General features: G+C 36.3%; 23 protein-coding genes. 4 read left to right on the forward strand and 19 right to left on the reverse strand.

Features of this window, described 5'->3' with window-relative positions:
- Positions 1 to 254: 254 nt before the first annotated feature.
- The 3 genes from JZO76_RS11765 to ppdK form a co-directional block, all read right to left on the reverse strand.
- Positions 255 to 1,745: a helix-turn-helix domain-containing protein gene (locus tag JZO76_RS11765; RefSeq protein WP_206904698.1), complete on the reverse strand. Its 1,491-nt coding sequence runs from the start codon at positions 1,743 to 1,745 to the stop codon at positions 255 to 257.
- Positions 1,746 to 2,276: 531 nt separating this feature from the next.
- Positions 2,277 to 3,668, reverse strand: a complete 1,392-nt coding sequence (locus JZO76_RS11770; protein WP_206904700.1) for an L-cystine transporter — start codon at positions 3,666 to 3,668, stop codon at positions 2,277 to 2,279.
- A gap of 283 nt (positions 3,669 to 3,951) precedes the next feature.
- Positions 3,952 to 6,558 carry a pyruvate, phosphate dikinase gene (ppdK, locus tag JZO76_RS11775; RefSeq protein WP_206904703.1) on the reverse strand — a complete coding sequence of 869 codons (2,607 nt, stop codon included), beginning with the start codon at positions 6,556 to 6,558 and terminating at the stop codon, positions 3,952 to 3,954.
- A 190-nt stretch (positions 6,559 to 6,748) separates the two neighbouring features.
- Between ppdK and JZO76_RS11780 the strand changes: the two genes are divergently transcribed.
- Together JZO76_RS11780 and JZO76_RS11785 are read left to right on the forward strand one after the other, a co-directional pair.
- The gene (locus JZO76_RS11780; protein ID WP_206904706.1) at positions 6,749 to 7,363 is read left to right on the forward strand and encodes a helix-turn-helix transcriptional regulator; all 615 of its coding nucleotides are present in this window, start codon (positions 6,749 to 6,751) and stop codon (positions 7,361 to 7,363) included.
- A gap of 4 nt (positions 7,364 to 7,367) precedes the next feature.
- Positions 7,368 to 8,192 carry a pyruvate, water dikinase regulatory protein gene (locus tag JZO76_RS11785; protein ID WP_206904710.1) on the forward strand — a complete coding sequence of 275 codons (825 nt, stop codon included), beginning with the start codon at positions 7,368 to 7,370 and terminating at the stop codon, positions 8,190 to 8,192.
- A gap of 87 nt (positions 8,193 to 8,279) precedes the next feature.
- On the opposite strand, the gene JZO76_RS11790 is transcribed toward JZO76_RS11785, so the two are convergent.
- The 8 genes from JZO76_RS11790 to JZO76_RS11825 all read right to left on the reverse strand — a co-directional run bounded on the left by JZO76_RS11790 (position 8,280) and on the right by JZO76_RS11825 (position 14,249).
- Positions 8,280 to 8,624, reverse strand: a complete 345-nt coding sequence (locus JZO76_RS11790; RefSeq protein ID WP_206904715.1) for a tRNA-binding protein — start codon at positions 8,622 to 8,624, stop codon at positions 8,280 to 8,282.
- The gene (locus tag JZO76_RS11795) at positions 8,617 to 9,546 is read right to left on the reverse strand and encodes a mechanosensitive ion channel family protein (RefSeq protein WP_206904720.1); all 930 of its coding nucleotides are present in this window, start codon (positions 9,544 to 9,546) and stop codon (positions 8,617 to 8,619) included. Before JZO76_RS11795 ends, JZO76_RS11790 begins: the two co-directional genes overlap by 8 nt.
- Before the next feature lie 180 nt (positions 9,547 to 9,726).
- Positions 9,727 to 10,326 carry an Asp23/Gls24 family envelope stress response protein gene (locus tag JZO76_RS11800; RefSeq protein ID WP_206904721.1) on the reverse strand — a complete coding sequence of 200 codons (600 nt, stop codon included), beginning with the start codon at positions 10,324 to 10,326 and terminating at the stop codon, positions 9,727 to 9,729.
- Between the two features lie 57 nt (positions 10,327 to 10,383).
- The gene (locus JZO76_RS11805) at positions 10,384 to 10,575 is read right to left on the reverse strand and encodes a DUF2273 domain-containing protein (protein ID WP_206904723.1); all 192 of its coding nucleotides are present in this window, start codon (positions 10,573 to 10,575) and stop codon (positions 10,384 to 10,386) included.
- A gap of 11 nt (positions 10,576 to 10,586) precedes the next feature.
- On the reverse strand, positions 10,587 to 11,150 hold the full coding sequence (gene amaP / locus JZO76_RS11810) for an alkaline shock response membrane anchor protein AmaP (protein ID WP_206904737.1): 564 nt from the start codon (positions 11,148 to 11,150) through the stop codon (positions 10,587 to 10,589).
- A 14-nt stretch (positions 11,151 to 11,164) separates the two neighbouring features.
- A complete protein-coding gene (locus JZO76_RS11815) occupies positions 11,165 to 11,413 on the reverse strand; it encodes a GlsB/YeaQ/YmgE family stress response membrane protein (protein WP_173103316.1) in 249 nt (82 codons plus the stop codon).
- 524 nt (positions 11,414 to 11,937) lie between these two features.
- A complete protein-coding gene (locus JZO76_RS11820) occupies positions 11,938 to 13,395 on the reverse strand; it encodes a peptide MFS transporter (RefSeq protein ID WP_206904739.1) in 1,458 nt (485 codons plus the stop codon).
- Positions 13,396 to 13,658: 263 nt separating this feature from the next.
- Positions 13,659 to 14,249, reverse strand: coding sequence for a TetR/AcrR family transcriptional regulator (locus tag JZO76_RS11825; RefSeq protein ID WP_206904742.1), 591 nt, complete (start codon positions 14,247 to 14,249; stop codon positions 13,659 to 13,661).
- A gap of 140 nt (positions 14,250 to 14,389) precedes the next feature.
- Between JZO76_RS11825 and JZO76_RS11830 the strand changes: the two genes are divergently transcribed.
- Positions 14,390 to 15,415: a linear amide C-N hydrolase gene (locus JZO76_RS11830; protein ID WP_242595891.1), complete on the forward strand. Its 1,026-nt coding sequence runs from the start codon at positions 14,390 to 14,392 to the stop codon at positions 15,413 to 15,415.
- 95 nt (positions 15,416 to 15,510) lie between these two features.
- Entirely contained in the window at positions 15,511 to 16,119 is a 609-nt protein-coding gene (locus tag JZO76_RS11835; RefSeq protein ID WP_206904744.1) for a DUF4867 family protein, read from the forward strand.
- A 359-nt stretch (positions 16,120 to 16,478) separates the two neighbouring features.
- Here the strand turns inward: JZO76_RS11835 and JZO76_RS11840 are convergent, their stop codons facing one another.
- From JZO76_RS11840 to JZO76_RS11875, 8 genes are all read right to left on the reverse strand, one after another.
- The gene (locus JZO76_RS11840; protein WP_010718181.1) at positions 16,479 to 17,657 is read right to left on the reverse strand and encodes a tyrosine-type recombinase/integrase; all 1,179 of its coding nucleotides are present in this window, start codon (positions 17,655 to 17,657) and stop codon (positions 16,479 to 16,481) included.
- 103 nt (positions 17,658 to 17,760) lie between these two features.
- Positions 17,761 to 18,018 (reverse strand): helix-turn-helix domain-containing protein, encoded by a 258-nt coding sequence (locus tag JZO76_RS11845; RefSeq protein WP_370570052.1) that lies wholly within the window; start codon positions 18,016 to 18,018, stop codon positions 17,761 to 17,763.
- Between the two features lie 458 nt (positions 18,019 to 18,476).
- The gene (locus tag JZO76_RS11850) at positions 18,477 to 18,722 is read right to left on the reverse strand and encodes a helix-turn-helix domain-containing protein (RefSeq protein WP_010718183.1); all 246 of its coding nucleotides are present in this window, start codon (positions 18,720 to 18,722) and stop codon (positions 18,477 to 18,479) included.
- Complete coding sequence (locus tag JZO76_RS11855; protein ID WP_010718184.1) at positions 18,715 to 19,137, reverse strand: RNA polymerase sigma factor; 423 nt, start codon at positions 19,135 to 19,137, stop codon at positions 18,715 to 18,717. The genes JZO76_RS11850 and JZO76_RS11855 overlap by 8 nt, the downstream gene beginning before the upstream one ends.
- Positions 19,138 to 19,347: 210 nt before the next feature.
- Positions 19,348 to 19,929 carry a hypothetical protein gene (locus JZO76_RS11860; protein ID WP_010721264.1) on the reverse strand — a complete coding sequence of 194 codons (582 nt, stop codon included), beginning with the start codon at positions 19,927 to 19,929 and terminating at the stop codon, positions 19,348 to 19,350.
- Positions 19,930 to 20,076: 147 nt separating this feature from the next.
- Positions 20,077 to 20,652 (reverse strand): VanZ family protein, encoded by a 576-nt coding sequence (locus JZO76_RS11865; protein WP_206904746.1) that lies wholly within the window; start codon positions 20,650 to 20,652, stop codon positions 20,077 to 20,079.
- 64 nt (positions 20,653 to 20,716) lie between these two features.
- Positions 20,717 to 21,652, reverse strand: coding sequence for an LCP family protein (locus JZO76_RS11870; protein WP_206904747.1), 936 nt, complete (start codon positions 21,650 to 21,652; stop codon positions 20,717 to 20,719).
- 399 nt (positions 21,653 to 22,051) lie between these two features.
- Positions 22,052 to 22,825, reverse strand: coding sequence for an acyltransferase family protein (locus JZO76_RS11875; RefSeq protein WP_206904749.1), 774 nt, complete (start codon positions 22,823 to 22,825; stop codon positions 22,052 to 22,054).
- Between the last annotated feature and the right edge of the window lie 57 nt (positions 22,826 to 22,882).

The raw sequence follows: 22,882 nt of genomic DNA on the forward strand, positions 1-22,882 counted from the left end.
CCCTTATCTAATAAAATTCTAACAATTTAATAGAAATAAAAGTTCTGATTTTTTTTACACCCCTGTAAAAATATTAGAAAAATCGGGAAACTATTTTTAAGCTACTAAAAAATCCAAAAGCTCAGGCAATAAAACTTCGCTTTTGGATTTTTTAATTATCACGAGTATTTAAATGAAATTTAGCCGATATACAGCCAATAAGAAAATTCTATTTGTGCTAGGAGCTTTATCCTACTAATTTTAACCTAACTTTTTTACCCTACCCGTTTTTGTTTTGTTTTTACATATTTCAAAATTTCTTGAATATTCAACTCCGGATGAGAAACATTAATATAAAACAATTGTTCTTTTTGAATTAAATCACCAATTTCATAATTACTTAATACGATATCAAAGTCACTACTGCTATTCCAAGCAGTGGCATATAGATTCGGATACTTATTCAGCTCATACAGATAATATTCCGTCATTTGCCGGGCCAAAAGTTGGTTGCCGACATAATAAATCCCCACATGATACAAGGCTTCTTTTTCTTCTTGTAAATATAAAAAGGCCCGTCCTAGATCACCCCGTAGCGGATCGGTGATCTTTTGATGAAAAAATAATTCTGGAAAGTAACTTTCTAATTGCAAGACAATCCCATCAAAATGTTTTTTTTGATCAATAGCTTCCAATTTATCTAAATAGCGATTAAAAAAGATAGCTTGATCCATCATAATCTGTCCTTTTAGCAAAATATTTTGCCAAATCGACTTGATTACATTATAGACGACATAACTATTTTTAGTTGAGGTAGCTTCTGATAGAAAAAGAAATGTTTGCACAAAACGAAAGCTGACAAAGTTATGTCTTCGACCTAGATCTTTTAATTCTCTGAACAATAAAGAATCCGAAGAAGAAAAATGGTGGCTCATGAAAAAGCAAATCAAGCGGCTCACTTCACTATTTTTTTGGGTCGGAAAATAAACTAAATGCTTATGGCATAAATTTTTTAAAATGCCAAAACTAGACATCTCCTGCACGCCACTAATAAAGCTCTCCCGATTACCTAGATTGCGGATTTCCGCCACAAAATCAGCCTCAGTAGCTAGCTGATCTTTTCCTTGTTCGCTGCGAATTTTCACGACCCATAAGTAGAGGGTCAATTCATGTAAAAAACAATGATTAACGCGAATTTCTAAGCATTGTTCCAAATCAGAAATAAACGCGGTCGGTAACAACTGCTCTTGTAATTGTTCAATCTTTGTAACAGGAAGTGTATGAAAAAAAAGAGAACTGAAAAAATGACGAATTTGCAATTCAGAACCTTGAATTTGATTATTTTTAATAACCAAATCAAATTCAAGTAATAATTGATTCAGTTCCTTTACCTCAGCATAATAAGTTGCCATACTTAACCCATTTAAATCGCAAAAATAGTTAACATTCACATTTTCACGAAAAAAAATCTCTTTTAAAATCTTATACTTACGGGAATATTGCATCAAATATTTTGTAATAAAACTTAAATTCTGAGTTAAATCAATATGTAAATAATATTCATAGTTGGAAGCAGTCAGTTGGAACCCTTCCATATCCTTAAAAATTGCTTGAATATCTGCCACTAGTTTCAACAAGGTCGGTCTTGTCAGTGCTAATTTTTGCGCGACTGCTTTTTTAGTAGCACGATTTCCTCTTTGGGTCAGAAAACGGAGAAATTCCATAATTTTTTTATCCCAGTCATTTAGGAGTTCTCTTCTGTACATCGTATAACCTCTTCTCTAGCTTTAAAAGATAGCTGCTAACAATTGGTACTACCTTTTAAAAACACTGCCATTATATCATAGACCATAAAGTAAAATTTCTAAAAAAGATAAAAAAAAGAAATATTATCACTTTTTTAGCCAAAAAAGTTTCAATAAAAATTATTTTCTACCAATTTGTTACAAAAAAAGAAATTCGGCTTGATTTTCCATTCTAGCAAAAAGATATTCAGGAAACAATCCTTTTTTAAATTTTTTTCACTCGGATTCCCCCTTATTTTCTAATACCTTTTTTTAATTGTGGAAAAAGATTGGCCTATTGTGAAACATCCCCCCAAGAAAAGAAACTTGCTTTTAATTTATCTTCGATAAGACAGTGATAATTCTGCTACCTATTACATTTAAGTAAATTACAATATTTTTTTGTGAAACATTTTTATTAAAACGAAATAAAAACAGTAAGGATTAAACGCGTAAAGACAAAAATAGAGTTCTCTATTTTAACTTTACGCATTTTCCTTACTGTTTTTGTTATTATGCTTGGGTATCAATAAGAGCGTCAGGATTTTCAAGGACGCTACGATCAATTTCTTTAATTCTTGTGGAAGTGACAATTCCTGCCACCATCGCATCACTGACATTAATTGCTGTCCGAGCCATATCAATAAGTGGTTCTACTGAAATAACCAAACCAACAATAGCAATCGGTAAATTCAATGCACCTAAGACGATCAACGAAGCAAAAGTAGCGCCACCACCAACTCCGGCTACACCAAAGGAACTAATCGTCACCACGGCGATTAACATTAAGACAAATTGGATACTAAAAATATCAATACCGGCAGTTGGTGCAACAATTGTTGCTAACATCGCCGGATAAACTCCCGCACAACCATTTTGTCCAATTGAGATACCAAAGCTAGCAGCAAAATTCGCAGTAGCATCATCCACTCCAAATGCCTTGGTTTGTGTCTCAATATTTAATGGCATTGAACCAGCAGATGAACGTGAGGTAAACGCAAAACTTAAAACTGGCAATGCTTTTTTCAAATAAGTAACTGGACTGACTTTGACAAAACTTAATACAAGTAAATGGACCAACATCACGACAATTAATGCACTATAAGAAGCCAAAATGAATTTGCCTAAGTTAACGATTGCCGCAAAGTCACTTGAAGCCAATACATTGGTCATTAAGGCAAAAACGCCATATGGTGTTAAGCGTAAAACCAAAGTTACAATCCGCATGACAATTTTGTAAAGACTGTCCATCAACTTTTCAAAAAATTCCGCTTCATTTGGCGCTTTTCTTTTTACACCAAGATAAGCAACACCGACAAATGCCGAAAAGATTACAACCCCAATCGTACTGGTTGCCCGTGTGCCAGCTAAATCAGCAAAAACGTTGGTTGGAATAAAAGATAGAATCTGTTGTGGAATTGATAAGTTTTCCACTTGTGTCTGGCGTTGTGCCAATTCAGCAATGCGAGCAGATTCAGCTGCACCTTGCGTAAAAGAGGCGCCATCTAAATTGAATACCACAATACTCGTGTAACCAATTAACGCCGCAACAGCTGTTGTTGCTAAGAGCGTTGCCAAGACGGTAAAACTAATTTTTCCTAGCTTGTTACTTTCTTTCATGCGTGTAAAAGCACACACAATTGAAACAAAGACAAGTGGCATAACCAACATTTGTAATAAGCTTACGTAACCATTTCCGACAATTTGAATCCATTCTAAAGCACCAGCGGTCACAGCGTCTTTTGTGCCAAAAATTAATTGCAATAGTCCGCCAAAAACAATCCCAGCAAACAATGCCACAAAGACGCGGGTTGAAAATTTCAAGTGTTTTTGCTGTTGGCGCCAAAACACATAAAGCAGCGCAGCAAAAACTACCAATACAGCAATAATTAATAAAGTAGTCATCGAATACCCCCAAATAATTCCTCTAACATCACGTTAAGATTATCTACTTTCTTTTAAAAAAAGAATTTCGATTTACTTATTATAAGTTAGTTTACTTCATCTGTCTTTTATTACGACTTATGAAAGCGGATCGAATTTTGGGATTGGGATTTTTTATAAATTATTTTCAATTCCAAAAAGATTCTACGAAAATGTGCGTAAAAAATGGGATACTTTCCTGATAATTAAAAAACCCGCCTCTATAAAAGTGGCGGGTTTGCATTATCTTACGACAGCCTTCAAGCTACAATTTTATAAGTTGTTTTTTATTTGCAATTGCAGCCTTGGCACAAGCGAGACGGGCGTTAGGAATTCGAAATGGTGAACAAGAGACGTAATCCACCGGTAAGGTTTGGATAAAAGCAATAGACGCTGGATCTCCCCCCACCTCTCCGCATACTCCAACTGACAAAGATTCTTTTTCTTGCTTGCCATTTTCTGAAGCAAAACGCATTAATTTTCCTACGCCTTCTTGGTCTAAATGTTGGAAAGGATCACTTGGCAAAATTTCCTGATGCGTATATGTTGGCAAAAATTTATGGGCATCATCTCTTGAATAACCATAAGTCAGCTGGGTTAAGTCATTTGTCCCAAAACTGAAGAAATCTGCTACTGCTGCTAATTGATCAGCAATCAGGCAAGCTCTAGGAATTTCAATCATCGTTCCAATTTCAAAAGGCAAGTTTGTTCCTGTTTTTTCAAACAAGCCGTTAATAACTTCCTGACAACTGTCCTTTACTATCCTAAATTCTTTGACTGTCCCCACTAAAGGAATCATGATGTGGGGCGTTATGGTAATTTTTTCTTGCGCAGATATCTCAAGTGCCGCCTCCATAATCGCTGCTACTTGCATTTGATAAATCTCCGGACAGGTAATTCCTAGGCGTACACCCCGCAGACCCAACATTGGGTTTACCTCTGCTAAGCTTTTTACTTTGGCGATTACCTCTTGACCATTCAAATTCAACTCTTTGGCGATTGCACGCAATTCTGATCTATCTTGAGGTAAAAATTCATGTAATGGTGGATCCAATAAACGAATTGTACAAGGCAATTTTCCTAAAATTTGATACATTTGACGAAAATCACTTTTTTGCTTTTCCTTTATATACACTAGTGCTTCATCCATGCGAGAACGATCGTCAGCTAATATTAATTCCCGCATCATCTTGAGGCGTTCTTTTTGGAAAAACATGTGCTCGGTGCGTGCTAACCCAATTCCTTTTGCTCCTTTTAAAAGTGCCTCTTTTATTTCTCGCGGTGTTTCAGCATTCCCATAGACAGCCATTGTGGCATGGGCATCACAGATTTTCAAAACTTTTTCTAAAACCGCTGAAGTTTCGGCCTCATTTAAAGCCAGTTGACCTAAATAAATACGACCGCTGCTACCATCTACTGAAATAAAATCACCTGTTTTTAAAATCCCATTGGTAAAGTTAGCAACCCCTTTTTCTTCATCGACTTGCAAGTCTTCACACCCTACAACACAGCATACTCCCATTCCTCTAGCGACAACCGCTGCATGAGAAGTCATTCCGCCACGAGCTGTGACGATAGCCTCACTGACACTCATACCTTCAATATCTTCTGGGGAAGTTTCATTACGGACTAGAATTACCTGGCTGCCTTTATCAGACATTTCTTTTGCGGCTTTCGCGGTAAAAGCCACTTGACCCACCGCAGCTCCTGGACTTGCCGGTAAACCGCGAACAATCGCTGCTTTCTTTTTAGCATCATTGGTAAAACTTGGATGCATCAATTGCGCAATCATTTCTTCATCAAGGCGATTAATCAATGTTTCTTCACTGATTACGCCTTCTTTCATTAAATCGTAGGCGATTGCAACTGCCGCTTGGGGTGTGCGTTTACCGTTGCGAGTTTGCAGCATATACAATTTTCCTGCTTCAATCGTAAATTCAACATCTTGCATGTCGCAATAATGCTTTTCAAGTTGCATAGCAATTTCAATTAATTCAGCGTATACATCTGGCATTTTTTCTTGGAGCGTACAAATTGGTTCGGGGGTTTTAATTCCTGCGACGATGTCTTCTCCTTGTGCTTTTAGTAAGTACTCCCCATACACGCCTTTTTCTCCTGTGGCGGGATTGCGGGTAAACATCACCCCTGTTCCAGAATTTTCAGAGTAATTACCAAAAACCATTTGTTGAATGGTAACCGCAGTGCCTAAATTATCCGAGATATTGTGAATACGACGATATACCTTGGCGCGTTGATTATTCCAACTGGAAAAAACTGCCTCCACGGCAATTTGTAATTGTTCAAAGGCATCTTGAGGAAATTTCCGCCCTGTTGCACGCGCAAAAATCTTTTGGTAATTCGAGATAATATTTTCCCAATCTGACTTTTCTTTTGTCCCAGTTGGAATTGCTCCAAAATTTTCAGCTGGAATATTATAAACAACATCAGCAAACATTTGAATGAAGCGACAGTAACACTGAAAAGCAAAATCTTTATTTTGGGTAATTTCAGCTAGTGCATAAACTGTCTCATCATTTAACCCCAAATTCAAAATTGTATCCATCATTCCTGGCATCGAATATTTCGCACCACTACGAACCGATACTAGCAACGGATTAAGACCTATACCAAAACTTTTATTCGTTAGCGTTTCCAATTCTTTTACTTGAAAATTGATTTCAGCTATCAAGCCTTTTGATAGTGTTTTTTCTTCTTGAGCTAAATAATTTTTACATGCATCTGTACTAATAATAAATCCATTTGGCACTGGTAAATCAAGATTTGTCATTTCACATAAATTAGCGCCTTTGCCGCCCAAAAGATCCTTCCATTCTTTTTTACCTTCTTGAAAACGATACGTTAATTTAGTCACACCATTACCTCCAAAGTGATATACTATTTAATATAAAACGACTATACCTTTGGAAATATATTTTGTCAATAAAAATATGTGATATACTGTTAATTAATTTAGTTACACTATATAATTATAATGTGTCACACCTGCATAAAAAGTGATAAAATCAAAAGATAGTATTTTATAAAAGATTGGAGGGATTGTGGTGGAATTATCCCAGCGACAATTAGCAATCACTGAAATCGTAAAGAAAAACCAACCAATCAGCGGAGAAAAAATTGCTGAAATTCTTGGTCTATCTCGTGCCACCTTACGAAATGATTTTTCCATTTTGACTATGACAGGTGTTTTGCAAGCACGTCCAAAAGTTGGCTATGTTTATGCTGGACCAATAAACCAGAGTGAAACATTGGAGGAATTACTCGCGGTATCTGTGAGAGAAATTATGATTCCGCCTTTAAATATTTCACAAGAAAGTACGATTTACGATGGAATTACCACCCTTTTCATGTACGATGTCGGTTCCTTATATGTAGTAAACGATGCCCACGAATTAGTCGGTTTATTGTCCCGCAAAGATTTATTACGGGCCTCATTAAATAAGATGATTGATAAGACACCCGTAACAGTGGTCATGACGCGACTCCCGCAAATTAGTACTTGTTTTGAAGATGATCTGCTTTTAACTGCTGCAGAAAAATTGCGCACACTGCACGTTGACTCGCTACCGGTACTAAAAAAAAGCAATCCTAAAGTTGCTGTAGGTAAAATTACCAAAACCCGTATTCACGATTATCTAATTGAAAATATAAAGGAGTAAGCCGATGGAAAAGTTATCGATTGTAGTTATTTCAGATGTCTCAGGTGATGCTGCCCAAGTTTTAGCCAATGCTGCCGCCGGACAGTTTCGCGGAAAAGATATTGATTTGAAACGTTATCCTTTAGTTCGTGATAAACAAACGCTAAAGGAAATTTTAGCAGAAGCAAAAGAAAATAAGAGTGCAGTCCTGACTACTTTTATTCAAGATGAGTTAGCTAATGAAGTCAAAAGCTTTTGTCAGGAAAATAATCTACAACATCAAGAGCTTTTAAACTCCATTTTGCACATGTTCGAAACCTTGACAGATACAGCACCAATCAGCGACCCTTCGACGGTTAGTCAATTAAACGATCAATATTATTATCGAATGAATGCCATTAACTTTGCTTCTCGTTATGATGATGGTAAAGATCCCAAAGGCTTTTTAAAAGCAGACTTAATTATTCTAGGGCCTTCTCGAACGTCAAAAACACCACTTTCCATGTATTTGGCCAACCAGTCGATTAAAGTTGCCAATTTGCCCCTAATTCCAGAAGTGAGTTTACCGCAAGAATTAGAACAAGTCCCTAAAGAAAAGATTGTTGGCTTAATGGCCGATCCCCAATATATAAAAAAATTCCGTCACTCTCGACTTTATGCCTTGGGTCTTACCAATGGTAGCAGTTATACCGACGAAACCCGTATTCAAAACGAGATGCGCTATGCAAAAGAACTGTACCAAAGATATGGTATCCAATCATTTGATGTCACAAATCGCTCAATCGAAGAAACGGCTGGTTTAATTTTGGAGACTCATCCACATTTAGCCAGTCTTGGGAGCAAACTTTAAAATCACGCTAAAAATAAAGAGGATAAATTAAAATGCCAGTTTGACCTGATGCCTTTTAATTTATCCTCTTTATTAGTAAAACTGTATTCAACCAGCAATTGTACCATTGGGAACTTCTTTTTCTGGTATTGCTAAAACCGGCGTAATTTTATTGGTATAGCCTATATCAAAAAGCATCCCATGGGATTCAATCCCAAACATCAGCTTGGGTGCCAAATTAACGACAAATAATGCCTGCTTGCCTTCAATTTCTGCTTGGGGATTTTCTCGTTCTTTTTTCATCCCCACTAAAATGGTTCGTTGAAATTCACCGAAGTCTACCACTAAACCCACTAACTTATCAGAGGCAGTAATATCAAAAACTTTAACAATTTTCCCTACACGGATATCTATCTTGTCTAAATCTTTCATCGTAATCGTTGATTTAACCATTTGTATTCTCTCCTTGGGTAAAATAGATTCTTCTACCAGCCATTTCAATTTTTTCAGTCTGAAATGCTTGTAATATTTCTTGGTGCAATTGTGTTGCGACGTAAGTACCCTCAGTATAGTAGACAATATAGCGAACTTTTAATACAATTCCGTCTTTTGTGACATCAACAATTTGAACTGGTTTTAATTCACCGTCAAACAACTGCATTTTTTTCATTACAGCTTTTTTAAACAGCTCATCTGCTAAGTATTCTTTTTCAAACTTTTCATAATAGTTTAAAAGAGATGCAGCTATAATTTTTTGTGCCAGTTGCCAATTACTTTCAAAAGCCAAATTGTAGCTGATTTCTTTCCAGACAAAAGGCGTCATCTCATTATAATTGTAAACTGCTTCTGTCAAAATTTTACTATTGGGAATTTTGACAGTTCGGCCTGTAGGGGCTTCTGCGTCAAACCAATGACTAATTTCCATGAGTGTAAAATATAAGATGCCAACAGAGATGATTTCACCTTTAACGTTACCGATTTCAATTCGATCATAAATTCTAAAGTGATGCTTATTCACAATTAAAAACCAACCGGCCACATTACTGATTAATCCTTTAATCGCCAACGAAAGAACTACACCAATAAAAATCAGTACAATTAATAATGTATCCAACGCATTTAACCACAGGCGCGTTAAGCTAATTAAAAATAAAAAACGCAATAAAAAACGTGTAATTGTTCCCACGATATTTAACGTTTTGACATTTTCAATAATTTTGCGCCAAAGCTGATGAAAAAGCCACTCCAAACCGATTAACAGTAGTAATAAGACGACTGACATGCCAATTTTACCACTGAACTCATTTGGATCTTGAATATTATTCATCATTTCTTCTAAAATTTTATCCCAAAAATTTTCTGTCGACTCCCCCATCACGGCTCTCCTTTTTTATACCTTTCTTTTATGTTACGCCAAATGAGAACGTTAAACAAACGTTAACTTGACGAGTATATAAATAAGGCCTTCATGCTTTATCTTGTAAAAACAAAAAAAACGACAAATCAGCAAGTTTTATACTGCTGATTTGTCGGGTTAATTTAAAAAGGTAAGTCGCTACTCTACCCGTGGTTCTCTTGCTTGTTGTACATTTTCTTTCACGTCTTGCGCGCCATCACTAACTTTATCTCCGGCTTTGCCTAAAGCATTTTTTGCTTTTTCAGTTTGTTTAGAAGCAAATTCACCTGTAGCAGATGCAGCGTCAGATAGCTGATCTTGAACAGTAACAGAATCTTTTTCATATTGTTCTTTTGATTTCACATCGACAACGTCAACGTTAACTTCAATAACATCTAATCCTGTCATATTTTTCACTTCACGGGCAACGACTTCTTTGATTTGATTGTAGATAGAAGTAATGTCTTTGCCATATTCAGCTACAATGGAAAGATCTACTGCCACTTGTTTTTTACCAACTTCAACATCAATGCCAGAAGTTGGGTTGTCTGTATTCACTAATTTACCAGCAATATTAGAGAAGAAACCACCATCTACTGTTAGTAAACCGCTGATTTCATCAAGAGCGATACCGATGATTTTTTCAACAACTTTGTCATCAAAAGTCAATTCACCTTTAATCCCCTCAGCTTTTGGTACTGGTGGTTTTGGTGGTACCGGTTTTGTTTCTGGTTTCATACCTGGTGTTTTGTTTTCCATGTTAAATTCCTCCTAAATATTTGTTAACCGAACTTACGGTTTAATCACTTAAATTTTTTAACGCTTTGAGCGGAATTGCTCAAAAAAACCAATTGATTGCAGATAAAAACCCAAATATAAGCCAATTGCAGTAAATATTACTAACAATAATGTCTTTAAAATACCAATCGTAAGAATTAATATTGCCAGTAATAAACCAAGGGCTCCACAAATCAAAGGATATTTATATTGTGCTGCTAATTCTTTCATCATTATCCCTCCTATAGAACTCTTGGCTCATCGTTTTCGTGTTTTTGATCACGAAAATCTTTGAAAATTACATCCGTTACGATTTCCTGTTTGGCACCAAATAATTGGTTTAAATCGGTTTTGATTTTATCTGCAAGCGCTTGTTGTCTTTGTGTAGTCTGAAAGACTTTGCGCATTTGACCACTAACGTAGATTTTAATTTTCTTTTTCTTAATCACAGCTTTAACTGATGGATTAGCAATAAAAGGTTCCTCTTTGACTGCTGTTAATACGTAGCTTTCGATTGCCTTTTTTTGGATTGTCAACGTTCCATTTTCAGTGTTAATTTCCAATTCATTACTAACTTTAGGAAAGAAAATAATCACAAAAATACTAATAATCAGCAAAATCAACAAACCTGCTGCCGACCAAAATAAAAATTGCCCCATGGCATCGCCAATAAGTGGATACGTTGTAAAAGGGCGTAGTACAAAAGACCAGCCTGCCACATATTGTGTTGTAATCAAAGTGTGAAAAAGGGGAAAGAATAAGAAAAAGATTACTAAAAGTAAAACTACCTTTGTACTTTTTCGCATACAATCACTTCCTTTTAGGCTGCTTTTTTACCGACAAAAAATGATACGACTGCAACTAAAATAACTGCACCAATTAAAGATGGAAAAATTGCCATTCCTCCGATTACAGGACCCCATGTGCCAAATAGAGCTTGACCAATCGATGAGCCAATTAATCCTGCTAGTACATTTAAAATTAGTCCCATTGAAGAACCTTTATTTGTAATTGCACCAGCAATCGCTCCAATTACACCACCAACAATTAACGACCAAATAAATCCCATGATATACCCTCCTTTTTAAAAGAATTTCAAACGTTTACTTTTTGTTAACTTCTATAAAAATCATAGCATTTTCTGAAAAAAATCTTAAATAAAGTGTATCTAAGAAAAAGTGCTTTCATAATAAAAAAACAAAAAAATATTGAAGAAAAATGATATAAAACAAATAATATTGAATTAAAAAGGTTCCTTTATTCCTATCAAACTACTGTTTGTCAACGTATTAATAAATTATTAAAGAGTTAATTAAATAGCTTTTCTTTTAGGAAAACAGAAATTTTCACGTAATAAAAAAACAGCAATAAAGATTAAGAATTTCTTAAGGGGAATTTCCTTCTCAGCCCTTTTTTGGAAAAGACAAATAGCTGTAAAGCTAGTATTTAAATAAAAAAAGTACATTACCAGCCTCTTTAAAGAAACTGACAACGTACTTTTGTAAATCAATAAGAAAGGATAAGTTTATCACAAGTAAAAATGGTGATTTAAATACTTTTGCTCTAAGTTATGGGATTTCTTCAGTCTTTTTATTAATGAATATTACCAATCAACCGACGAATTGGTTTTTTAGCACAATAAAGTAGGATCCCTACAACAACGGCTACCCCACCAACAATCGCAAAGTAACTTCCTTCTGTGCTAGGTGAATAAAAACGGGTTATTTGCGCATTGATTGCTTGTGAAGAAGCATCTGCCAATAACCAAATAGCCAAGGTCTGCGCTTCAAAAGCTTTTGGCGCTAATTTGGTCGTGACAGACAAGCCCACCGGTGAAAGGCACATCTCACCGGCAATCATAATAAAGAAACTCCCTACTAACCACATTGGGCTTACTTTATGATCAACGCCGAAAATTAAGCTTGGAAACATCAACAATACAAAGGAAAGCCCTGCTAAGATCAAGCCAATCGCAAATTTCACTTCTGTAGTTGGCTGTTTTTTACCTAACTTTGTCCATAGAGCGACAAAAACTGGCGTCAACAATACGACGAACAGCGGATTTAAGGTTTGGTATAGACTAGCCGGAATCGCGATGCCAAAAATGGTAGATTGGGTACGATCCGCCGCAAAAAGTGCCAATATTGATGAGCCTTGTTCTTCTAGTGACCAAAAAACTATCGCGGATAAAAACAATGGGATATAGGCTAAAACTTTTTTCTTTTCATCAGCGGTAACGTCTTTTGAACGTAACATCGTCGTAAAGTAATAGACCGGCAGCAATATTCCTAAAACACTAATACTGTCAATAAAGAAATCAACATCCAAACGGTTGAAAATAAACGCTCCACCAAAAAGGATGCCAACTAAAATTGCAGCCACAATCAAATTGCGGAAAAATTTGGTCCGTTCGGCGCCGACTAATGGATTGGCAACGTTAACGCCAATATTTGCTAAAGTTTTGCGTCCTTGGATACGGTACTGGACTAAACCAAAGAACATCCCCACTGCTGCAATTGAAAAACCTAAGTGGTAGTTAACATTTTGTCCTAGCGTCCCCACCACAAGCGGGGCGATCAGACTACCGATATTAATCCCCATATAAAAAATGGAAAATGCTGTATCGCGGCGTAAATCCTCTTTGGAGTATAGATGGCCCACCATACCGGAAACATTTGATTTGAGCATCCCGGTGCCAATCACAATTAAAATCATCGAAATAAAAAGTGCCGCTAAACCAAAAGGCGTTGCTAAGACAAGATGACCAAACATAATAAAAATACCGCCATAAAATACTGTCTTGTGGGATCCCAACAATCGATCAGAGATCCAGCCTCCCACGATACTCGACATATAAACTAACGAACCATAAATCGACATGATAGCAACTGCAGTTGATTTAGGCAAACCCAAGCCGCCATTTGTAACGGCATCATACATATAATAAAGTAGAATTGCGCGCATACCGTAGTAGCTAAATCGTTCCCACATTTCAGTGAAAAACAATGTCGCTAGCCCTCGCGGTTGCCCCATAAAAGTTTTTTCTTCCATAAAAAAGCCCCTTTTGCTTCATTTTTTAAAATAAAGAAATTTTTCTGAAAATTCACAGAGACTAGTTTATTCTTTTCACTTATAAAATTCAAGAATAATTGACTGAGAGAATTTTTGGGAAAGTACTATTTTTTTTAACCACAATTAAAAATTCATTTTCAAGATAAAGCGGGTTATTTTTAAATCAGGCTTTTATAATCTTTTTTCATGAGATAAAGGTTGGTTTTTTCACATTAATCAATTTGCTAAAAGCGCAGTGAGCTTCATAAATTAAGCCGATTTGAAAATTTTTTCTTAACTAGTTGATTACTTATTTCTTCATCAATCGTTGCAATCATTGCAATCAATTTTTCTTTCGAAAAAGAAAAGTCAGACTTACTCCACCGTCTTACAAGCATAAAACTTCCCTGTACCTGATAATCTGCCAGATAGAGAAGTTCTCCTGAAATATACTCTGTCTGAAGTATGACTTGCCAGCTTTTAAAACAAGCAGATTGAAATAATACTGTTAAACGCGCTAAAAATGTAGCTGGTGCATGATCACTAAAGAGCATCTTGCAAAATTTTTGATTCTGATCTACATAAGTAAACAGCAGTTGGTAGTACTGCGTTAAATCCACAGTAAAATTTTCATTAATTAACTGGTTTAACTGTTCAATTACGCTATCTTCTATTTCTGTGTATAACGCATAGATATCTTCATAATGCGCATAAAAAGTCGAGCGGTGCACATCAGCGTAATCTGTTAATTCTCGAATTGTAATATTTTCTAATTTTTTTTCGTTAAACAACACCGCTAAACTTTCTTGTAAAACTTTTTTTGTACGTCTTACGCGACGATCTGCTTGATTCATCTTTTTTCTCCTTAATCGACAGACTATCTCCCTTTTGTCGGTTAACCGACAAAACGGCTGTTTATTAACCATTGTAGCCAAAAGCATTCGCATAATACAATAATTTCATCAAAAAGAAAAGAGGTAGTATTGTGAAACGAATGTTAAAACTTATTATGGGAGGCGCATTATTTCTTTGCATCATTTTAGCCATCCTTTTATTTACTAAGATCAAAACAATCAATTCAATCAAAAAAATTGAAGGTGATTTTTATCACGTTCGTTATACAGCCGATTATAAGTTAGATGAAATTTTGGCCCATGGTGTCGCAAGTGTTAAAGATTTGGAAAAACAAGTATCAAAAAAAATATTTTTTGGCTACCCAATTGAAACAAACGAAAACTTATTCGGCTGTAGCGCGTTTACAGCGGTCACGCCTGCTGGAAAAAAATTAGTCGGCCGGAATTTTGATTACGCTAAAGCCGGCTCACTACTCGTCTACACAAAACCCAAAAAAGGTTATGCTGCTTATTCAATGGTCAGTTTAGCTCATCTTGGTGTTTCAAAAAAAGAACAGACAATGCCTGAAACACTGCGAGGTAAACTGGCTATTTTAGCCGCTCCATACGGATGTGTAGATGGCATGAATGAAAAAGGGTTAAGCGTTTCTGTTCTTGAATTACAGACCGAACCTACCCAACAAAACACCGGTAAAATACCTATTATCACCACAGTTTCTGTCCGCATGCTATTAGATAAAGCCGCAACGACAGAAGAAGCCATAAATTTATTAAAAAAATACGATATGCACTCTTCTGCTGGGAAACCTTATCACTTTTTAATTGCTGATCGCAGTGGGAAAAGCGTCGTAGTTGATTGGGCTGGCCAAAAAATGAATACTATTTCCACAAACATCGCCACAAATTTCCAACTTTCTAAAGGAAATAATTTGGGCGTTGGTATCGGTCATGAGCGATATAATATTTTGAAAAAAACTTTAACAGCTAAAAAAAATACGTTATCTGCCAAAGAAACGATGAATCTATTACAAAAAGTGAGTATCCCGTGGAATGGTGAATGGCAAACAGAATGGTCAATTGTTTATCATTTAGATGATTTTACTGTCGATCTTGTTAACGATATGAATTATAAAAATCTGCATCATTTTTCAGAAAGCAGCAATTAAACAAACACTTAACACACTCTATTTAAACTAAAACAAACAAAATAATGCAAATCTAAACAAAAAGTAGTAAAATAAAAAGAGAAAGGGGTTACGAAATGAAAACAGTAAAAGATTCATCTTTCAAATCTTATGGCCGCGTTATCACAGAACATGATTTCAGCAACATGATTCAAGCAATGGAAGAAAAGAACATGATTGGTGTACCAGAATCTGGTAATCAATATATCGCATCAGTACCAGCTATTGAAGCATTGCCAGAATTTGATTGGGTTAGAAAAAATATTTTTGCTGGCCTATCGATTCAATTTGGTTCTGGAGCCGGTCACAACCAAGCCATTACCGCAATTGAATTTCATCAAGGCAGTGAAGTCATCGTCGCTGTAACCGATGCACTATTAGTTGTTGGGCATCGTTATGACATTGTCAACAATACTTACGACGCCCAATTAATGGAAAGTTTTTTATTAGAAAAAGGAACTGCAATTGAGCTATTTGGCACAACCTTGCACTACAGTCCAATTGAAACAAACAAAACGGGTTATAAACAGGCCATTGCCCTAATCAAAGGCACCAACACTCCACTAACAGAAGAAGTGGACAACCCATTAGTTAAAGTCACCAATAAATTCATGTTAGTCCATGAATCACGTACAGATAAAATTGCCGACGGCTTTTTGGTTGGATTAATTGATAAGCGAATTTAGACTTATTTGAAATACGAGTATAAAAAGTTGACTACCACTAACTTTTTATACTCGTATTCTTTTGTGTATTAAAAAATGTCTTTTATTTAGCTAAGTAAAGGATTAATAAAGGCCAGGTTTTCTATCTCACTTTTATTAATTCAATAATAGGACTAACAAAATAAAAAAAAGAACCCTTATAAAATAAGGGTTCTTTTTCCATTCGATAATAATAATTAACGACGGATTTCTTTGATACTTGTGAAAAGTCGTTAAAGTATTGATATAAAAAGATTTTTATTACCTCTGACTACACTTTGACTAGTTTATGAAAAATTGGCTCTTTAATAATCCTATAATACCAGCGTTTTCACCGTATTTTAGTCTTCCAAAGAACGAAATGCAAGTAATGGTTTTACCTTTTCATTATTAGTCAAATGACGGTAGATTTTTGAAGTCGTTTTGTCCGTATGACCTAATCGATCCTTCAAGACATCCCAACTACAATACTCGGCTACTAGACTAGCCATTGTGTGGCGAGCTAAGTGAGTATGGAATGACTTTCCAATCCCTGACCGCTCCACGCACCGCTTAACGTGATCATTTACATATTCCCTGCGATAAGGCACCCCACGTTTACTAGCATCGAGATAAACAAATAAATAAGTCTCATCCACAATAAAGCGATGATGCCCTCTCATCTCAGCTAAAGCACGAATCAATTGCTTTAGCTTTTCCATCGCCAATGGTGTTACCGGCACTCGTCTAGCAGAACTAACTGTCTTAGTAGTTTCAATACGAAAATCTTTACTCTTTCCTTTAACCGCTGTCTGTTTATAGAAGAGAATTTCATTTCTTTGAAAATCAATATCTTCTGGTTGTAAAGCAAGTGCCTCACTAACACGGCAGCCTGTATAGAATAGAACATGAAAGAGAACTGACATAGGTAATTCTTCATGGACAATCCCATAGTTCAAGAACGTCCTCAACTCATCTACCGTCAAAAACTTATCTTCCACATTATTGACAGCTTCTTTCAAATCCCGAACGGTTACTTGATACTTAGGTATTCTGACTGTCTTCATTGGATTTTCACTTACTAACTGCTTTTTGAGACAGTACTTGAAAACCATGTTTAGGACTTGAATCAGAGATTGTAGACTATTTTTAGCATAGCCTAGGTCTGTACCGTTGAGGCCTCGTTCCTTCAAGTTGAAAACCAACTCTTGTAGTTCATCTGATGATAAATCACAGAGTCGTTTATTGCCAATCCAACGATTGATGATAGTCAGTTGTTCTGCTCGCTTATCATAGGTCGATTCTTTTTGTTCATTTAAGGACCGGTAATATTGAAACCATTTTTCACCTACAACGCTAAACTTGTCGTTGCTTGCAACAATCCTTTTCTTGTGTCGTTGCTCCTTTTCCATTTCCAGATAAGCAAGTTGTGCTTCCTGTTTTGAATTGAAACCACGTCTTGTTGTTCGAAATGCTTGAAAATACCAAGTGACTCTGCCAGTAGAACTAATTTGTTTTTTAAAACGATCTTTTGTTTTCATTTATTGATTCCTCCTATTTCGAAGGAACCCAACAAGCGAAAAATCTTTGGAAATCTTTCTATCTATGCTTCCATTGTACCGCATCTTAATAAAAAGATGTAACCTATAAAGATCGAAGTAGTCGCATTTGTTCACGAAAGCCATCTGCATCACTCTTCCTCATCCATTCTAAAACATCGTCTCGCAGGTAGTGTCCTCGAATTCCATACCAACAAGACGGAAAATCGCCAAGTTTGACCAAGCGATTTAACGTACTATCACTGATTTGAAAAAGACGTTTCAAATCAGTATTAGTAAGTACTAGTGGTAGTTGCGCCATAGCAAGTAGCCTATCTGTGTATTCTTCTAGTTTCTTTTGCAAGTACGGATAAAAATCAGTTTCAAGAACTCTTTGATTAGTAGGATATTCCAATTGCTTCACCTCTTCTCTATCGTAAAAAATCTTCCCAGTATTTCTAAACAAAAATTAGGTATCATAAAGCAATGACGTAGATAAGAAAAATCAAGTCTTAAAAATAGTAGTTTTTCATCTATCAGCTGCTCTGCCAAAGCACATAGGAATCTCACCTCCCCCCAGTAATGGCGGGCCAATTTGGTTACGGAAGTATCATTATCTAGTTTTCATCTTTACATTTCACTATTTCTGTCGCTCCGATCATTCGATCCTCCTGGCGTAATAAAATGTAAGATTAAAAAACTAACGTACTGATAGATTCATATTTAATTTTCAATGGACATGGCTTTTCAGCCTATGATAATCTTCTAGAAATGAATCTAAAAAACTTCCATAGAATGAAAATTGGAAAGAGGAAGGCACTACTAGCGACTGACATCAAAGGTCAGGATTTTTTCAATTAGTTTGGTTTCCAAGTTTCTACGCAAAAACTCATCAATATAAACAGACGATGTAGAACCAACTTCATAGTTATTTCGCAATGAAAGTCTGATAATATACTTCTGATAGTGATGAAGAACCTCTGTGATTGCCACTGGCTCCCCAGAAACTGCCGAAACAATTGTCTCTACTTTTAATGAAGAAATAGCCTTGTTAGTGTCATTATTCATGGCTATTTTCCTCCAAATACTTCCTTAACTCTTCTTCAGCTTTCCTTCGTTGGTACCACACACCGCCAACACTCATCCCAATTATTTCCCCTATTTCACGATCGTTGAATCCAGCAAAATAATAAAGTAAGATAATTTTTCGTTTAGGTTCGCAGAGTTGGTGAATTGCTTCTGCTACATCGAGATTTGCGACTAATAGTTCCATACCTAGAGCTAGAAAAACCTCACTATTCTCCATGGAAGTATCGTTGATTTGAAAAGATGCTAGAGCTGATTCTGGTAATTCAGTTAATGAAATTTGCCGTTCTCGGAGTCTGGCATATTGCTTTTTGATATTCCGTGCTTCATTGCGAATGACTGTTTTACAAAAGCTATCAAAGATTTGTACAACGCGGAAATCCAATAAATCTTTCATATTCTTTCCTCCTCATGTTCAAACAAAGATTTTGTAACTCATTGCTTTCCTCTTTCCACTACTAATACAATTTGGGCAGGTCTATTTTTCGAAGAATCGGAATTTTTTTCAAAAAAATAGCGCACAGACAAATTTGTCTATACGCTTCAAAAAAAATCATAATGAACATTAGTTTAGTTAGCAACAATAAATAGATTTTTTAAAAATTATCTAGTTATTGTTTTGTAGAACGTGTTCGAGTATTGCCGCTGCTTTTCCTTCAAACACGCATTCTTGGTAATTATCCGTTAGATTATCTTGATTCAATAGAATCGTAACAATCGAATCATTGTCACTGATTTCCTCGTCTTCTTCCTTGAAGGCCGCAACCTGCTCCTCGGACAAACCTAAGTCGCCAAACTTCGTCCCCGACCACGTGCCATCATCGCTTTTCCCATAGGCCGCTTCCAGCTTCGTCAAAGTCTCCGCAGCTTCCTCCTCTGTCGGCATATAGCGCAACGTCACGCCAATCAAGCCAAAGCCCGGCTCAAAGACCAAGTCCGGAGCAGCCATCCCCACTTCCGTCTCCATGGCACTGGTAAAAGAGAATACCTGATATTTTTCGGGAGTGACATCCAGCGCCGCCTCTTCCACATCCAAGTCTAAGGCCTCCATAGCCTCATCTTCTCCCATCCCCCAACTAACATCTTCAAAAGGTGGCGTCCAGTCATAGGTCACATCCTCGGGCTCCTCCTGGGTAGAGCAGCCACCTAAGAAACACACTGCCAACAAGCCTAACAAAAGTTTTTTCACATTCACTCCTCCAGTCAAAATAAACTCAAAATAAATTGAAAGAACACACAATAAGCAACTACTAACATGAAATTAACCAAAATAAGTGTCAACGGCAACATTAAAATGTAGGAACCTACAATTTTAAGTTGCCCTTGACATAACTCCCTACTCCTGAAAATGCTCATGCAATGGTTGATAAAGATGATATCCTAGCAGGCAACCGATAAAGTTTAAGAAGATATCACTTATCGCAAATGTGCCAAGGTAAAACACAAACTGTATCATCTCAATCCCCACAATCGTCAGGAGAGCTACGATGACAAACTCCCGATAACGAGCCTTCATCCCATACAAAAGTCCCAGTGGTATGAAGTAGCAAACATTTAGTAGTGCCTCAAGCCAGCTTAGCCTCCCACCCATCAAAAAGTCGATAGGATTCAGAATCAAGGCCTGATAACGGGGAGCCTTGGTGAATAAAACGACGAACAATAAGAACAAATACACACTAAAAAATAGATAAAGATAAACTACGGATAATTTTCCTAAAGACCACTGTAGGTAAAACAACCAAATCACCAATGCAAGAAAACTGATTAACACCAATTCAGTATAGGCAAAACGCTCCATCGTCTGGGCAATCCGAGGATACCCCGCTAGAACCGGCAGAGCAATAAAGTGGATTAACAGACCACTGACGCCCACCGCGACTAGCAACGCCACCACGCTCTTGATTACTCTCACGTCACCCACTTCCTTTCACAAAAATGGCGCCCCACATCAGGACGCCATTCATCACTATTGGTACTTAAAGGTCCAACTCACCTTTCAAGATGTCTTGCACCCGTTGCAACTCATCTTCGGAAACCCGTTGGTAACTGATATTGTCTTGCATGAAGCCTTCTCCTTGCATCTGCTCTGTCTTCACATTGGTAAAGGCATCCCGATAATTCAAGACAATCTTCTTCATGTCAGCAAAATGCATATCCGTGGTCACATTGGACTCCATCGCCTCTAAGACTTCTTGATACTTAGTAATCCCATCCATCGACAACAGCTTCTTCACGACACCGACGACGATGGCTCGCTGCCGTTCTTGCCGACCATAGTCTCCTCGAGGATCTTCCTTACGCATCCGGGAAAAGGCAAGTGCCCTATCGCCATCCAACGTGTTTAAGCCATGCTTGAAGGTATAGCCACTTTGAGTGAACTCACCACTATTGGAAACCTCCACGCCACCTACCGCATCTACCAGTTCCTTGAGGCCTTTCATGTTAATAGCTACATAATGATCAATCGGAATATCCAGATAACTTTCCACCGTATCCATCGACATCGCCGCCCCACCAAAGGCATAGGCGTGGTTAATCTTATCATCTGTCCCATGACCCACGATCGGCACATAGGTATCTCTGGCAATGCTGACAATAGTGGTCTTCTTCTCTTTCGGGTTGACCGTCGCTACCATCATGGTATCCGAACGCCCTTGTTCCGTACGACCTAAATCACCGGTATCAATCCCAAGTAACAAGACTGAAAACGGATCTTGTTCTTCCAAGTCTACTGCCTGTTCCCGCTTGGCTGGATTGTTACGTTTAACAGATTCATACGTCTGATCCGCTGACCCTCGGACATCGAAGTAAACCTTGGCACCAAGTCCGACTACTACCAATGTGATTGCAAGAATTAGTCCCACGATTCCTAAAATGATTTTTTTCCCTGTTGACAATGAATGATCCCTCATTTCTTGGAGATGAATGTTAGATAGTTGCTCAAAAATTCGGTAAGACTTTTGTTACTACGTAAATTGAACTTTTAATGGTAGGTACATATGGAAAAAACAAATATCTTTTTTTAAGCCCCCTATTTTTCCGATAAAATTTACATTCTAGATAAGAATCTTTAACATAAAAACTACTATTATTTTTAAAACAATATTTTTTCAAGATTTAACTTATTAATAATTTTTATCCCAATTAAACAGATAATAAGAGATAGGAATGCAATAAGGAGAGATAATCCCCATAAGTTTATTGATGGAATTAATTTTAATAAGACAATGCGCAAACCAGCTAATGGAATCAAATGCATAACATAAAGCTGCATAGAATTTTTCCCCAAGTAAATCATAAAACCTTTCAATTTAGAAAATTTTTGGTGAAATGTAGATAGATAAACTTAATGATAAAATAAATCCAACAATCGAAGTGATAAAAAATAAATAGTATCTAACATATTTCATTTCCAAAACCGATACATATAGATAGTTAACTACTATAAATAATAAAATCATTCCAAGTAGCGCTGTTACGCCTACTTTTTTTTCTTTTTGAATGTAAGGTAGCACATAAGATCCCAGCATGAAAAAGATAAAATATTTTGTAAAATTAGACATCACCCAAACATCAGGTAAAAAAGGACCTATACAAAATAAACCTATTGAAATACAAAATAAAACATTTAGTGATTTCTTATTAAAAAAAATATCTACAACAAAATAAACTAAATGAAAGAAAAATAGCAAGTACAAAAACCAATACTGCGAAAAGGGAATAACTGGTGATTTAACAAAATCGATAAGACCTAACCCATTGTTTGTAAATTTAGATGCAATTTGCATAAATAAGGCTGTAATAAATGACCAAACAAAATACGGATAAACCAATCTTTTAGTTTTCTTTTTTAAAGCTGTAGGTTTATCCTTTTTCAACCATTTAGTAAGAAAGAAACCACTAACAATAAAAAATACTGGCATATGAAATCCATAAATTACTTTTTTTGTAATATAGATTGAAGAAAAATCTGTATTCAGAGATAGATTATTACTATCAACAATCCCCTGAACAGCATGACCAAACACTACAAGTATTATAGTAATTCCTTTTAAAATATCAATAGTATCAATTCGTTTATTCATACTCATATCCCTTCGTAAACGATGGCAGTCTGTCATTTTTCATAATTAAATCAACAA

The sequence above is a fragment of the Candidatus Enterococcus myersii genome, assembly GCF_017316025.1.
GTDB lineage: Bacteria > Bacillota > Bacilli > Lactobacillales > Enterococcaceae > Enterococcus_C > Enterococcus_C montenegrensis.

Excerpts from the sequence above, each read along its gene's own strand:
- amaP (WP_206904737.1), bottom strand. The coding sequence starts at position 11,150 with ATGCGAAAAAGTACAAAGGTAGTTTTACTTTTAGTAATCTTTTTCTTA.
- JZO76_RS11795 (WP_206904720.1), bottom strand. The coding sequence starts at position 9,546 with ATGGGGGAGTCGACAGAAAATTTTTGGGATAAAATTTTAGAAGAAATG.
- JZO76_RS11790 (WP_206904715.1), bottom strand. The coding sequence starts at position 8,624 with ATGGTTAAATCAACGATTACGATGAAAGATTTAGACAAGATAGATATC.
- JZO76_RS11765 (WP_206904698.1), bottom strand. The coding sequence starts at position 1,745 with ATGTACAGAAGAGAACTCCTAAATGACTGGGATAAAAAAATTATGGAA.
- JZO76_RS11820 (WP_206904739.1), bottom strand. The coding sequence starts at position 13,395 with ATGGAAGAAAAAACTTTTATGGGGCAACCGCGAGGGCTAGCGACATTG.
- JZO76_RS11850 (WP_010718183.1), bottom strand. The coding sequence starts at position 18,722 with ATGAATAATGACACTAACAAGGCTATTTCTTCATTAAAAGTAGAGACA.
- JZO76_RS11805 (WP_206904723.1), bottom strand. The coding sequence starts at position 10,575 with ATGAAAGAATTAGCAGCACAATATAAATATCCTTTGATTTGTGGAGCC.
- JZO76_RS11870 (WP_206904747.1), bottom strand. The coding sequence starts at position 21,652 with ATGAGGGATCATTCATTGTCAACAGGGAAAAAAATCATTTTAGGAATC.
- JZO76_RS11785 (WP_206904710.1), top strand. The coding sequence starts at position 7,368 with ATGGAAAAGTTATCGATTGTAGTTATTTCAGATGTCTCAGGTGATGCT.
- JZO76_RS11800 (WP_206904721.1), bottom strand. The coding sequence starts at position 10,326 with ATGGAAAACAAAACACCAGGTATGAAACCAGAAACAAAACCGGTACCA.
- JZO76_RS11835 (WP_206904744.1), top strand. The coding sequence starts at position 15,511 with ATGAAAACAGTAAAAGATTCATCTTTCAAATCTTATGGCCGCGTTATC.
- JZO76_RS11830 (WP_242595891.1), top strand. The coding sequence starts at position 14,390 with ATGTTAAAACTTATTATGGGAGGCGCATTATTTCTTTGCATCATTTTA.
- JZO76_RS11840 (WP_010718181.1), bottom strand. The coding sequence starts at position 17,657 with ATGAAAACAAAAGATCGTTTTAAAAAACAAATTAGTTCTACTGGCAGA.
- JZO76_RS11855 (WP_010718184.1), bottom strand. The coding sequence starts at position 19,137 with ATGAAAGATTTATTGGATTTCCGCGTTGTACAAATCTTTGATAGCTTT.
- JZO76_RS11770 (WP_206904700.1), bottom strand. The coding sequence starts at position 3,668 with ATGACTACTTTATTAATTATTGCTGTATTGGTAGTTTTTGCTGCGCTG.
- JZO76_RS11875 (WP_206904749.1), bottom strand. The coding sequence starts at position 22,825 with ATGAATAAACGAATTGATACTATTGATATTTTAAAAGGAATTACTATA.
- JZO76_RS11825 (WP_206904742.1), bottom strand. The coding sequence starts at position 14,249 with ATGAATCAAGCAGATCGTCGCGTAAGACGTACAAAAAAAGTTTTACAA.
- JZO76_RS11815 (WP_173103316.1), bottom strand. The coding sequence starts at position 11,413 with ATGGGATTTATTTGGTCGTTAATTGTTGGTGGTGTAATTGGAGCGATT.